Annotated in this window: 9 protein-coding genes; 5 read left to right on the top strand and 4 right to left on the bottom strand. The window is 41.9% G+C overall.

Translation table 11 applies throughout. The annotated features are described in order from the left end of the window. The first annotated feature begins 8 nt into the window (after window positions 1-8). Together V7O63_RS11415 and V7O63_RS11410 are read left to right on the top strand one after the other, a co-directional pair. The gene (locus V7O63_RS11415) at window positions 9-3,752 is read left to right on the top strand and encodes a response regulator (protein ID WP_340818680.1); all 3,744 of its coding nucleotides are present in this window, start codon (window positions 9-11) and stop codon (window positions 3,750-3,752) included. Further along, the gene (locus V7O63_RS11410; protein ID WP_340818679.1) at window positions 3,752-7,315 is read left to right on the top strand and encodes a response regulator; all 3,564 of its coding nucleotides are present in this window, start codon (window positions 3,752-3,754) and stop codon (window positions 7,313-7,315) included. Before V7O63_RS11415 ends, V7O63_RS11410 begins: the two co-directional genes overlap by 1 nt. Before the next feature lie 44 nt (window positions 7,316-7,359). On the opposite strand, the gene V7O63_RS11405 is transcribed toward V7O63_RS11410, so the two are convergent. The 3 genes from V7O63_RS11405 to V7O63_RS11395 all read right to left on the bottom strand — a co-directional run bounded on the left by V7O63_RS11405 (window position 7,360) and on the right by V7O63_RS11395 (window position 11,004). Further along, window positions 7,360-7,851 carry a hypothetical protein gene (locus V7O63_RS11405; protein ID WP_340818678.1) on the bottom strand — a complete coding sequence of 164 codons (492 nt, stop codon included), beginning with the start codon at window positions 7,849-7,851 and terminating at the stop codon, window positions 7,360-7,362. A gap of 258 nt (window positions 7,852-8,109) precedes the next feature. Further along, complete coding sequence (locus tag V7O63_RS11400; RefSeq protein ID WP_340818677.1) at window positions 8,110-10,053, bottom strand: PAS domain S-box protein; 1,944 nt, start codon at window positions 10,051-10,053, stop codon at window positions 8,110-8,112. Between the two features lie 36 nt (window positions 10,054-10,089). Further along, complete coding sequence (locus V7O63_RS11395) at window positions 10,090-11,004, bottom strand: hypothetical protein (RefSeq protein ID WP_340818676.1); 915 nt, start codon at window positions 11,002-11,004, stop codon at window positions 10,090-10,092. 116 nt (window positions 11,005-11,120) lie between these two features. Between V7O63_RS11395 and ala the strand changes: the two genes are divergently transcribed. Continuing rightward, a complete protein-coding gene (gene ala, locus V7O63_RS11390; RefSeq protein WP_340818675.1) occupies window positions 11,121-12,101 on the top strand; it encodes an alanine dehydrogenase in 981 nt (326 codons plus the stop codon). A 46-nt stretch (window positions 12,102-12,147) separates the two neighbouring features. On the opposite strand, the gene V7O63_RS11385 is transcribed toward ala, so the two are convergent. Next, complete coding sequence (locus V7O63_RS11385) at window positions 12,148-12,465, bottom strand: hypothetical protein (protein WP_340818674.1); 318 nt, start codon at window positions 12,463-12,465, stop codon at window positions 12,148-12,150. A gap of 112 nt (window positions 12,466-12,577) precedes the next feature. Here V7O63_RS11385 and V7O63_RS11380 point away from each other — a divergent pair, with 112 nt between their 5' ends. Both V7O63_RS11380 and V7O63_RS11375 read left to right on the top strand, forming a co-directional pair. Continuing rightward, a complete protein-coding gene (locus V7O63_RS11380) occupies window positions 12,578-13,216 on the top strand; it encodes a hypothetical protein (protein ID WP_340818673.1) in 639 nt (212 codons plus the stop codon). Between the two features lie 178 nt (window positions 13,217-13,394). After that, window positions 13,395-13,898, top strand: a complete 504-nt coding sequence (locus tag V7O63_RS11375) for a hypothetical protein (protein WP_340818672.1) — start codon at window positions 13,395-13,397, stop codon at window positions 13,896-13,898. Window positions 13,899-13,981: the final 83 nt, after the last annotated feature.

Here is a 13,981-nt window from a genome sequence, read left to right as displayed (position 1 = left end):
GGTAGTTTATGAAACTCCGCACAAAAACGCTACTAGTATTCAGTTTAACTCTGTTCTTTCTGGTATTCACCTTATATCTCAGTGCAGGCTCTATAATATTCAAGAGTTTTGAGGAGCTTGAACATAAAGATATCGCAGATGAGATGGACCTGGTGCTGGATCATTATAGTAATTCCATTGTGCATACTGATGTGGCGGTCCAGCATTTCGCAGAGGTTTTTGGTTCCGGTACTCTCATCAACGATAAAGGTGCAGTGGTATCTGACCTTGCAGACCGTGAGCTCAGAGAATTTGATCAGAATTTCCTTATTCTTCTGGATGATTCGGGAAATATCATCTATGAAAGATCATATGATGCATCAACAGATGGAGAAGTTCCTTTTCCACAGGATGTAACAGGTATCCTTTCTGAAAATGGACCTCTGGTACCTTCCTCTGAAAACGAATATTCCCCCTCAGGTATGGTTGTACTCTCCGATGGTCCTGCTATTTTTTCCTCACGTCCGATCGATCTGTCACTTAATGGCACTATGGTCAGTACAATTGTAGTTGGTTGCTATCTTGACCAGGGTTCTGATGTCTTTTTCAGTCAGCTTCATGACATTCCACTTCAATATCATATACTTCAAGATCCTTCTTTAGACCCTGAGACTGGATCTCTGGCAGAGTTGATCCAGAGGGGACAGGAATCGATGTATATCGAAACTGTCAGTGAGAACACTATAATCGGTTACAGAATTGTCAATGACCTATATGGAGAACCAGCTATCATGCTGGAAGTCTCATCTCAACGTGATATATACCAAAAAGCAAAGAGTACATTTTCCTATTTACTCTATACAATTATCTTTGCCGGTTTCCTATATGGTGCTGTAGGTACCGTATTCCTTGAGAGGTCCATTCTTTCAAGGCTATCTTTCCTTACAAGGAATGTAGATTCTATAAAAGGTGACCTTTCAAGTTCTAATGAAATACTTGTTCCGGGCAATGATGAGATCGCATCCCTCGGTTCAAGCGTCAATCATCTAATGGACAGGCTTGATGAAAGGGACAGTCTTCTGTTCTCAATTATTGAGTCCATGTCCGGGGGTCTTATCGTAATTGATGAGGACTTTAAGATATCCCATATCAAGTCAAAATTTGTCACTACATGGGAGATTCCCGGAGATATAATTGAAGAAAGAGACGCAATGAAGCTACTTTATCATTTGAAGGAGCGGATGGTCAATGCTGAAGACATGGTATCAAATGTAAAAAAGAACCATATGACCACAGAGATCACCATCTCGACAATACAGTTCAAGGATGGCACCTATTACGAAGTTGTAGCTACTCCCCTGTTCAAGAATGAAACGGTGATCGGCCGTATGTTCAACTTTGAGGATGTGACTAAAAGGGAGATATCTCAGGCTCTTATAAGGGAAAAGGAGCATAGGTACAGGTTACTTTTTGAACATTCGAATGATGCGATATTCATTGTAAAGGATGGGATAATACAGGATTATAATACTAAGGCATTCATTTCGGTATTTGGATTATGTCAGGAAATGGTTGGAAAACCTTTGTTTGATATTGTGGAGAAGAATAATTTCTCATTGATGCATCAGCTGGAAGAGGATGCAATAGAGAACTCTTTTAGTCGAAAGGAGATGATGATCACTCGTCCGGATGCCCTCTCTATGGATGCTGAGGTCACTGCAACTGTTATTGACGCTGATGAAAGGTTGATCCAGTTCATCATTCGTGATATCACTGAGAGGAAAGAGATCGAGAGACTGGAGCAGGAAAGCAATGAAAGGATGAGTCTCATCCTTGACAATATTAACTGTGGTGTCATCGTAATTGATGCAAATAATCATGAGATCGTTGATATCAACCCAACTGCTCTGGGAATAGTTGGTTTCAATAAGGAAGATGTCATCGGTAAAGAATGTCATAATTTTGTCTGCCCGTCAGAAAAAGGTATGTGCCCGATAAGTGATCTTGGTATGAATGTTGATAGGTCCGAACGTTCAATGATACGCTCAGATGGCACGATGGTGCCTGTCCTTAAATCAGTGGAAACTGTAAATATGGGAGGCCGTGAACTGCTGATCGAAAGTTTTGTTGATATCACAATGATCAAGGAAACTGAGGAAGCATTATTGGCTGCAAAGGTGCATGCTGAGGCAGCGAACCGCACAAAGAGCGAGTTCCTTGCAAACATGAGCCATGAACTGCGAACACCTCTCAATTCAGTTATAGGGTTCTCTGACATTCTACTTGAGGGTGGTTTTGGTGATCTTAACGAGAGACAGCATCGTTTCATGTCAAATATAGCTTCCAGTGGAAAACACCTTTTGAACCTGATCAATGATATTCTTGATATCTCAAAGATAGAAGCAGGAAAGATGGAGCTTTTCTATGAGGTATTCGACTTTGCAGATCTCATGTCAGATATCCAGTTAATGATGAGGCCAATAGCGACAAAGAAAGATCTGCTTCTTGATGTTGATATGAGATCAAAGAACATTTATCTTAAAGCTGACAGGAGCAAGTTGAAACAGGTCCTCTACAACATAATTGGTAATTCTACGAAATTCACACCTGAGAATGGAAATATACATGTCATCGTATCGGTCAATGACGATATGCTCAATGTCAGTGTAAAAGATACCGGAATAGGCATATCCAAAGAAGACCAGCAGGAACTTTTCAAGCCATTCGTACAACTTGATTCGTCAAGTAATCGTAAGTATGACGGAACAGGTCTGGGGCTTGCCCTTGTGAAGAACCTCATCGAACTCCATGGTGGTAATATATGGGTAGAAAGTGAACCTGGGGAAGGTTCTAACTTCATGTTCACGATCCCATTGAATATTGATAATAAGGAACAGATTCAGGTCAGATCTAATGAGATCGTTTCATCCTATTCCCATGATTCACTCTTCTCTGAAGATGACCTTGCTATAGTATATCCTGAAGATTCAACAGGCAAAGAACCTCTTGTTCTTGTTGTGGAGGATGATGCAACTTCAAGGGAATTGATAAGTACTATGCTTACAGGAGCAGGCTATCGTGTAGCACTTGTTGAAGATGGTGCTGTAGCTCTCGATGCTGCGAAAAAGCTACATCCATTTGCAATAACACTTGATCTCAATCTCCCTGAAATGAATGGTACAGAGGTCCTGGAGAACCTTAAGAACGATAGATCAACAGCTTCTATTCCTGTCCTTATCCTTTCTTCACTTGGTGAACAGGACGTAGGTGTGATAGTTGGTATTGAGGATCATCTGACAAAACCAATCGATGCGGTTCATCTTCTTAGTGCCCTTTCAAAGCTGAAGGCCCTATCTGAAAACTCATCGTTAAAGGTGCTTGTTATCGATGATGATCCACTGGTGCTCGAGATGCTTTCCGAGATGATCCGTTCCTATGGATATGATGTGATCACTGCCAATGGTGGAAAAGAAGGTATAGATAAAGCGTCCAACGATATTCCTGATGTATTGATAGTGGACATGATGATGTCAGATATGAATGGTTTTGACGTTATATCCACTTTAAAGTCCAATCCAAGGACTGTTGCTATTCCTCTTATCGTATGCACTGCCAGGGACCTTGATACAGAGGAAATGCGATTGTTAAAGAGGAATACGTACAGTATAATTCAGAAAGGTTCACTTGAAAAAGATTCCCTCCTGGAAATACTTGAAACACTGGATCATGATGCTGAACATGGTAGTTCAGTTGTTTCCGCAGAGGAAGAGTAATGAGGATGAACAGCAGGATATTCTATATTGCTTTTACGATCGTGGCGCTTTTAGTACTTTCAAGTGGCATGGCACAGTCACAGAATGAAGATACTTTAAGAATTGCTGTACTTACGGAAGGCTCAGCTAAAGGAACCCTGGGTGAATGGGATGTTGTAACAGAGCATTTATCTGAAACCATTCCCGAGTTCAGATTTTCTCTGATCCCAATGGATAAGAACACAATGGAAGCGCAGATAATTGCAGAGAATGTCGATTTTATTATTGCTGATCCTGTAACATATGTCACATTTGAGAAGCTATATGGGTTTAACAACATAGCTACTCTGGAAACACTGACCTATCTTCCTCCTGAATATGAAAAAAGATCAAGTTTGAGCACTACAGGTTCTGTCATCTTTACAAGGTCCGACAGAACAGAGATCGAATATGTGGATGATGTTGTGGGTGCTTCCTTTATTTCATCTGGTTCTTCTTCCTCTGGAGAATGGCTGTTCGCAAAAAGGGAGCTGTTGGGACACAGGATAGTTCCTGAGAACGACCTGTTGTCACTGGAATTTACAGGTGATCCTGAAGCTGTGGTTACCTCAGTACTTGAAGGAAATCATGATGTAGGTATTGTTCCTTCTGGTGTTCTTGAAAATATGTATCTGGAGGGGAAGATCGAGATAAATGATATTGAGGCTTTTCACTCACAGGTAAACGATGAATATCCTTTGTTCGTCAGTACAAGGGTGTATCCGGGATGGGCTTTTGCTAAAGCTCCTACCGTTTCTAAATCAATATCTGAAAGAGTTTCGATAGCTCTTTTCACGGTGTCTTCCAGTTCATGGAGATCCAATGATATTGGTGATGTTGTAGGATGGACCATCCCACAGGATTATACACCTGTAAAGGAATGCCTTATGGAGTTGCAAGTAGCCCCCTTCCAGAGACATATGGATCCTTTAGGTATGCTGGTAGAGTTCAGGTATTTCCTTCTTGGGATATTGGTCTTGCTTGCAGTTTCAGCTGCCAGTGTATTTTATGTCAATGACCTTAACTCGAAACTTGAAACCGAGATCGCTGCAAAGACCGAGGCTGAGGATATACTGAAAAGGAAACATCTGATCGAGAAGACGATGTTCCAGATCTCTTCGATGTTCACATATCCGGGAGATATTGATAAGGCTATAGATACAGCCCTTATGGAAATAGGTACTTTGTGTGATGCCAGCCGTTGTTATCTTTTTGTATTCAGTCCTGATGGGACCCAGATGAGCAATACTCATGAGTGGTGTTCAGGTGGTGTTGAACCTCAGAAAGATGATCTTCAGGAGTTGCCTTCTGATATGTTCCCCTGGTGGATGGCCAGATTACAGGATGACCAAATGGTGAATATCTCAGATGTCTCTTCCATGCCCCCCGAAGCTTCTGCCGAAAAAGAGATCCTTGAGATGCAGGATATAAGGTCCATCCTTGTACTTCCAGTATTCATTGAGGGTATTCTTGTAGGATTTGTAGGTATCGATAATGTCAAAGGGACAAAAGAATGGGGAAATGGCGATTTTGAAACGCTCCAAATGTTCTCGACCTTAATGGCAATGGTCCTTAAACGCAGGAAGATGGAGCATTCACTAAAAGAAAGTGAAAAACACCTTAAACGTGTACTTGAAGGAAGTAATGAAGGTACATGGGAACTGAACCTTCAGGAAGATCACATTCTATTCAATGACCGATATGCTGAGATACTGGGTTATCCCAGAGACGAAGTTGGCACCAATATGGAATGGGTGAAAGAACGCATTCATCCTGATGATATCCATTGCATCCTTAAGAGCCTGGAGTCTATATATAGTGGATACGCAGAAAACGTTGAATGTGAATATCGTGTAAGGGGAAAGGATGGTAAATACAGATGGCTATTCAACAAAGGAAAGGTTGTAGAATTCTCTGAAGATGGTAAACCGGTGCAGATGGCTGGCATCATTGCAGATATATCCGAAAGTAAAGACGCAGAGGAAGCGCTCGTCTCTGCAAAGAAGGCTGCAGAGGATGCAAGCAGGACAAAGAGCGAATTCCTTGCCAACATGAGCCATGAGCTGAGAACACCTCTGAACTCTGTCATAGGTTTTTCAGATCTGCTTCTGGAAGGAACATTCGGTTCACTCAATGACAAGCAGAAAAGGTATGTTGGTAATATTTCCCATAGCGGTAAGCATCTGTTGTCACTGATCAATGATATTCTCGATCTCTCGAAAGTGGAAGCAGGTAAGATGGTCCTGAGCATAGAGGAATTTGATGTTGGCGAATCACTGAGTGAGATCAGGGCAATAATATCACCTCTGGCTAAAAAGAAGGATATAGGAATGGTGATCGAACTTGTTCCTGAGAACATATGGATAAAAGCTGACAAGGGTAAGTTCAAACAGATCATCTATAATCTCCTGAGTAATGCTATCAAATTCACTGATGATGGTGGTTCAGTTGGTGTTTCCGTCACTAAAAAGGACGATCACATACTTTTCAATGTCACGGATACCGGCATTGGTATCTCTGTAGAAGATCAGAAGAAGCTTTTCAAAGCATTCACACAGATCGACTCTTCAAGTTGCAGGATCTATGAAGGCACAGGCCTGGGTCTCGTTCTCGTCAAGACTTTCATAGAGCTTCACGGAGGTAAGATATGGATTGAAAGTGAATGTGGCAGAGGTTCATCTTTCCTTTTTGAACTGCCTCTTGAACCTGTTCAGCTCCCTGATGAAGAGGAGCTTGAAGCTGTCATTCTGTCGGAAGTTCAGGAAAGTGATGGATCATCAGCATCTTCTGAGGGGGCTGACAACAGACCTCTTGTGCTGGTCGTTGAAGACGAAAGTTCATCACAGGAGATCCTTGCCATAACATTGCAGGATGCAGGTTATGATGTGAAGTTCGCTTCCGATGGAAAAGAGGCACTGGAACTTGCACGGGAATTGCAGCCATTTGCAATAACCCTTGATATAATGATGCCGAAAATAGATGGATGGGATGTTCTCAGACAACTGAAAGATGAAAAGAGTACCGAGAATATACCTGTGGTCATCGTTTCTATTGTCAACGAAAAGGACCTTGGGGTCATCTGGGGTGCATTCGATTATCTTGTCAAACCCCTTGACCGTGAAGCACTTCTTTCTTCACTCGAGAGATTGAAGGAACTAAGTTCTTTTGAACAGGTTAACGTTCTTGTTATCGATGATGAACCTTCTGTGATCGAACTTATGGAATCAATGCTTTCAACTGAAGGTTATGATGTCATGGGTGCTTCCAGCGGCAAAGAAGGAATTGAAAGAGCACTGAGTTTCCACCCGGATGTCATCATTCTCGATCTTATGATGCCTAAAGTGGATGGTTTCGACGTTATAAACGAGCTAAAGAAGCATCCTGAGACCATTGATATACCTATAATCGTCTGTACTGCAAAAGATCTTGAAAGCTATGAGAAGGAACAACTTGACAGGGATGTTTCTTTTGTGATGCAAAAAGGCATATTCAGTAAACAGGACCTTCTGGAATGCATTAAAAGTCTTGAGAATATGTCTATATGAGGGTATTCTGCCTTAAAATAGCACTGTAAAATATCCAGATAATATCATTCAGGAATGATATTATCGGTCTGTAGTTCGAACTGATCAGTGACATCATTCACATTCACGATGTACACACCTTTCTCGAGGCCATATACATCAAGTGCAACAGTCCTTTCAAAAGGAACGATGGCTTGTGTACACATTGCATCTGCAGGTCTCTTTGTGGTTATGCTTACCTGGAATGTGTTATCTTCTTCATTGAATTCAACGTTCTCTTCATCTATCTCTGTGCATCCGTCCGGAAGATATCCTGTAACTTCCACATGCACCTGTACAGGGAAGGATTCCAGGATAAGTACCTCGGTTCCCTCGACAACTGCATTACCATATATATATCCATCATCAACTGTATCGGGTGTCTCATCGATATCTGTTGTGTTGTTTGTAATGGCCGGTGGTTCTTCAGCGCATCCAAGGGAAAACGTCGCTACTGTGACAATAACAATAGTTAGTAATACAAGGATACCTAACAAAGTGTTGTTATTCGCTTTCATAAACTCCTCTTAACCCCCAGTTGCATAATGTTCCTGTCTGATAAATAGCTTACTTTGACTACGGATCCGGTTGAAGTTAAAAAAGCAAGAAAAAAGGTTCATTTCTTATTCTCAGTTCCATAAGGATTCTGCTGGCAATCCCTTTCATTGCCTAATTTAATGACTTCTGTTCAGGATGCGTAAAGATGTATAGAGTATTCATAGCACTCCCATATGGTTCATTGATCCGGTAGTACTTATTTTACATAATAATTTTACTTACTCACAAGCTGGAATTGTAAAGGTGAAGGCACTTCCCTTTCCCGGTTCACTCTCAGCCCATACCCTTCCACCATGAAGCTCAATGAGTTCCTTTGAAAGGGCAAGCCTAAGACCTGTACCTTCATATCTCCTGGCTTCAGAAGAATCCAGTTGTACAAAAGGTCTGAACAGCATATTCACTTCTTCAGGATGAATACCTATACCAGTATCTATGACTGATATCTCAATGAATTCTCCACTCGACCTCGTATCAATAGTAACAAGTCCGCCATCTTCTGTGAATTTGATAGCATTGCCAACAAGGTTGTAAAGTATCTGTTTCAATTTTGCCCTGTCTGCGATCACACATTTTCCATCAAGTTCAGGAGATATTATTATCTTTATACCCTTATTATCTGCAAGATGTTGTAAACTGGAACGTATCTCTTCATACACTTCAATAAGGGCAACTCTATCTTTGTATAGTTTCATCTTGCCGGATTCTATTTTGGAAATATCCAGTATCTCATTGATGATATCCAGCAGGTGTCTTCCGCTTTGGGAGACATTTATAAGATAACGTGTTTGTTTGTCATTGATATCTCCTGCAATTCCTGTAAGTAGCATATCTGAGAATCCGATTATGGAGTTCAATGGTGTTCGCAGTTCATGGCTCATATTGGCGAGGAACTCGCTCTTTGTACGATTTGCATTCTCAGCATCTATCTTCGCCTGAAGTACCCTTTCCTCGGCCTTTCTCTTTTCAGTACTATCTGTACACAAAGCAAGGAACCTGTTTTCAGGGATACTTACAACCTGAACCTCCAGATAGAACAGGCCTCCGTTCTTTTTGATAAAAGGGAACTCTCCTGATATGTGGCCTTCAGACTGTAGCTTTTTAAATAACTCCAGATAATATCTTTTGTTGGTCGGCTCCAGAAAGTCAGAAAGGTTCATTTTCAGTATCTCTTTTCTGGAGTAACCTGTCACTTTGCAAGCTGCCGGATTCACATCTACATAGTTCCCATGGAAATCGATTACAAAAATAGGGTGTGGTGACACATTTACATATGTCTTGTACTTCTCTTCGCTTTCACGCAAAGATTTCTGTGACATCTTCTCTTTATGAATGTCCACAGCCAGTTCAAACCTGACCATACGCCCGTCTGGCCACTCAATAGCTTTATCTATACACCGGTACCAGCGTTTATTCTTAGCATTCCGGGTTTCCCATATGTGTGTTTTTCCAACATTGTCCCCGAAAATCAGGTGATTCGTACAGAACGGACATGGAGAATCGAAATTCTGGAGGGCCTTATAGCATTTTTGCCCTACAACATCGTCTCCCAACTCTTTTTTGATCGTATTGTTCACAAAGAGCAGTTCATAGGTAACAGGGTCGGCAACATAGGCGGGTTCATCAAAAGCTTCCATGACAGAGATCAGTTGTTCATGTGCTCTGATCAGTTCTTTTTCTTTTTTCTTCTGTAACGTGATATCACGACTTACTCCCAGTATGCCTATGCATTCTCCATCCCTTGTATAAAGGGGTGCTTTGTAAGTATCAAGGTAGACTTTTTTCCCATTGGCTAGTGTGGACCATTCCTCGTTCCTGTGAGGTATTCCCTGATCCATTACCATTCTGTCCACTGAACGGAAGAGATCTGCATATTCTTTTTCGTGCAGATTATAATCATTCCTTCCAATTATTTCTTCAGTTGACAGGTTGAAAGAATCGGCATATACACGATTGCATGCAATGAAAGTCCCTTCTTTGTCCTTAAAATTGATCAGGTCAGGCAGGGACATCAATAATCCGTCTAAAAGGGTCTTATCTTTATGTATCTCTTCTTCTCTTCTCTCTTTGAAAAGGCTATAAGACTCTTCAAGTTCCTTGATACGTGCTTTTAGCAAAAGGTTCTCTCTTTCGAGTTCTTCTTTTGATGTTTTTTTCTTATCCATGGTCTATGAGAGTATCCAGTTATAAGAGATCAATGATCATTGTTTTTTCATGAAATCGATAATATCGATAAGCAGATCTACAATTTCTTCGATCTTGTACTCTTCCAGATGTTCGCGGGTAGGGACGGTCAGGAAAGAATGGGAAGAGGGTCTGGTCTTGGGTTCAAATACATCTATCATCTCGATAAGGTGTTCAAGGGCATCAGGGTTCAGGTCGAAATCATCCTTCTTTTCGTCTATTACTCCTATCAATGCCCTTATCTCTTTGTGACAGTTGTTCTGCATATCATAGTAGAGATATAGATATTCTGGTAGTGATGGGGGGAACCTGAGCCTTATCATGTCCAGTAAGAGGTTTCTTATCAATTCTCTTGAAAGTACAAAAGCTGCAAATAATGATCCTCGTTTGAAGGTGGAATTGATCTCATTCTTCATCAATACATAGTGCTCATCATTAAATTCAGCATCTACAAGTTTAGCATGTTTGCTGATCGCATTGGAAGGCTGTCTATGTATGGGGTTGATCTTGACGAATTTTTCCATCTCAAAGGAGAAATCCCCTGTTCTGGGGACGGCATCCTTCAGGATGGATATCTGTTCTCTTACCCTCTTGGCAGCAATGCTGTCGGTGTAACTCTTTGGCCTTCCGTTGAAATATACACCATGGATATAGTCCTGTATGGTGTAGGTATATTCGTTTGTCCCTGAGCGTCTGGTAGTATGATGCAGACTTTCGAACCTTACAGATCTGTCAGGCATCATGGTCCTGACGATCGGCAGGCACCTGCTGTACCATTTGTTATAGTCGGAAATGAACATATTGCGCTTTTTCTGATATTCATGCTCATTGGCTGTGGAATCATCTTCAAGCAGGCCAAGGATCTCATTCCCTGATCTTATCAGGTGCGTTAGCTCATTCCTGGGAACATTATTGTCATTCTGACCGGTCACAAAAATATATTATCTTTGCTATTATATATAAGATTGTATATTCTGATTACATCAGATAAACAGGGTTTTATTCCTTAAGCTTCAACATATTCTATATCTTTTAAGGAGTGAGTTTAATGGATGTCCTCTGGCTTGAACAATCAGATGTCAAAAGTGTTATCGATATGTCTTCAACCCTTTCTGCTGTAGAGAACGGTTTCAGGGAACATGGCTTGAAAAAGGTCCAGATGCCTCCGAAATCCTATCTGTATTTCACCGAACACAACGGTGACCTGCGCACGATGCCATCATTCATGGAAGAACAGGATATTGCAGGTGTGAAGATAGTCAACGTCCATCCTGATAACAGGGAGAAAGGACTTCCAACGGTCATGGCTGTGATAGTTCTCAATTCCACAGAGACCGGTGCTCCCCTTGCCATGATGGACGGTACCCATATAACTGACATGCGGACCGGTGCCTCAGGCGGGGTTGCTGCAAAATATCTTGCACGACCCGATTCCAGAATAGTCGGCATGGTTGGTGCAGGCGGACAGGCACGAACACAGTTGCTGGCACTTGCTGAGGTAATGGACATTGAGGAAGTGAAGATCAACAGCAGGAATATGTCCCACTGTACTTCCTTTGCAAAGGATATGAAACAGTTTGTCAGCTGTGACTTTACTCCTGTGGAGAACATTAAGGATGCATGTGATTGTGATGTTCTGGTAACGACAACTCCTGTAAGGGAACCCATTGTAAGATCGGAATGGATCAATGAAGGCACTCACATCAATGCCATAGGTGCTGATGCCATGGGTAAGCAGGAACTTGACTCCTCACTGCTTAAAAGGTCAAGGATCATCGTTGACGATATTGTGCAGGCATCCCATTCCGGCGAGATTAATGTCCCGCTCTCAAACGGAGATATATCAGAGGCTGATATCTCCTGTGAGCTTGGAGAGGTGGTTGCCGGGGTGAAGGTTGGAAGGCAGTCTGATGAAGATATAACTATATTCGATTCCACAGGTCTTGCAGTCCAGGATCTTGTAACTGCGAACATGGTCTACAGGAAGGCTGTTGAAAAAGGAATTGGAAAAAGGATAAAGTTGTTCTGACCATGATGACAGGGGTAATTTACCTGCTTTCTTTTTCTCCAGCACCTTAGTTTTTCTCGTAGACATCACCGGTATCCATGTTCTCTATTCGATAAGCTACCATGACCATTCCACAGATGCCTGCATTTCCACCATGATCCATGATCCCGGTGATATGAAGCCTGTCATCTCTTGCAACCGGACAGATGCCATCATAGAGTACGACAAGTCTGTGTCCTTCATGCTCGACCGAAAAGATACTCACATACTTTGTCTTGATCCATCCGATCACTATGAATATTGGTATACCCCAAAAATATCTTTGTCTGTAGGTTATGTTCGCATCCGTTACTGCATGAGCTTCAATTATATTTTCTTCAGACATTTATTTATGTTACAGGATTATTAATTTAAAAAGTTTGTGTTGTTTATATTGTTAAGGTCTGTTATTACATTCTAACAGGAAACTCTTATACAAAGAACAAAATAGAATAATTGTGGAAGAGGTTCAAGAGGACAACGAAGAGGAGTTCGAAACAGAGAACTTTTCCGAACTTATCAGGTATACAGTTCCAGGTTATATCATTGGGTTGATAGCAGGTGTACTTCTGGATGCATATGGATATCAGCGTAGTCCTGTCGGGCAATGGCTGGTCCGTACTCTTGCAGGTGAAGGGGAAAGCATATTCGAAGGATTCTATTCCATAAAGCAGCATTTCAAACCCAGCCAGCAGACAATGGCTGAAGCGTATGGATGGGGTAAACTCTTCGGTATTGCCTTTCCGTGGGTCATCGACCTTGGAAGCAGGTTAGCAGGGGTTGATGTCTATGGTATCGAAGGTTTCTACATACCTTATTTCTATTCCCTCAGCGACCAGATAGGTGCAAATATATCAGGCATGCTCTTTTTGAAAAGAAAGGAAGGTACATGGAATGCCGCTTTCAGCCGGTATGTCCGTCATCCTGTTATGCTTTCAAGCCTTGCAGTGATACTCATCGTTCCGGTTGGACTTCTGAGTTCACGCATCCTTGGTTTCAGCCCTACCACACAGACTTTCACTGCCTTTGAAGCGATTGCTGCTAACCTTTGCTGGATACCACCTCTTGTAGGATGGTATGTTGAGCGAAGAAAGTAATTTTTCCGGTCTAATTCCGTATCTTTATTATACTTAATACAACTGCTGAAATTCGGCTTTCACTGGAAGTTCCACACAAGCCTTATATACTACACTATCATACATATGTAGTGTCAAGACTACATATGCAGGATGAAATTACAGAACAGGTTTTCCTGCAGTTCAGGAAGGTGTAAAAATGAAAAGAACAACATCAATACTCCTTGCTGGTATGCTCATTGCAACCATTGCAGGGATAGGTATAGTAAGTGCGGCAGTTGATGAGGCTGATGATGCAACATTTTTCGGTCAGATGTCAAGATGGGCAGGACATGGTATGAGATATGCCAGTGGGTACGCCAGTGGATATGGATCTGAATACTGTCCTGTGTACAGCTCATATGCAAATGATGGAACAACACTTGAACTTGAAGTAGAGACTGCTGATGATGCAATGGATATTGCAGATGATGCAATCGATGGAGCCGTTGAAGATATCTATCAGATGGGCAGATGGTGGGTCTTCATCTACACAGAGGGTGATACTACAAAGCAGGGCCGCATCGATGCATACACAGGCGATGTCATAGTGGACTTCTATGCAAGTTCTTCATATCAGGGCCAGTACTACCAGGGCGGACGCGGAATGCGTGGCGGATATGGTGGATACGGTGGCTGTGGAGGAGCAGGCTATAGATACTGATATCATTTGCCTGAGAATGATAATCGCATAGGGAAGGTCGAAAACTAGTAATACGAGCCTTCCCATATACTCTTTGTTAACTT

The organism is Methanolobus sp. WCC4, assembly GCF_038022665.1.
GTDB lineage: Archaea > Halobacteriota > Methanosarcinia > Methanosarcinales > Methanosarcinaceae > Methanolobus.
Note: the sequence above shows the minus strand (reverse complement) of the source record. Positions and strands in the feature narration are given on the sequence as shown.

Excerpts from the sequence above, each read along its gene's own strand:
- V7O63_RS11415 (WP_340818680.1), top strand. The coding sequence starts at position 9 with ATGAAACTCCGCACAAAAACGCTACTAGTATTCAGTTTAACTCTGTTC.
- V7O63_RS11410 (WP_340818679.1), top strand. The coding sequence starts at position 3,752 with ATGAGGATGAACAGCAGGATATTCTATATTGCTTTTACGATCGTGGCG.
- V7O63_RS11405 (WP_340818678.1), bottom strand. The coding sequence starts at position 7,851 with ATGAAAGCGAATAACAACACTTTGTTAGGTATCCTTGTATTACTAACT.
- V7O63_RS11400 (WP_340818677.1), bottom strand. The coding sequence starts at position 10,053 with ATGGATAAGAAAAAAACATCAAAAGAAGAACTCGAAAGAGAGAACCTT.
- ala (WP_340818675.1), top strand. The coding sequence starts at position 11,121 with ATGGATGTCCTCTGGCTTGAACAATCAGATGTCAAAAGTGTTATCGAT.
- V7O63_RS11385 (WP_340818674.1), bottom strand. The coding sequence starts at position 12,465 with ATGTCTGAAGAAAATATAATTGAAGCTCATGCAGTAACGGATGCGAAC.
- V7O63_RS11375 (WP_340818672.1), top strand. The coding sequence starts at position 13,395 with ATGAAAAGAACAACATCAATACTCCTTGCTGGTATGCTCATTGCAACC.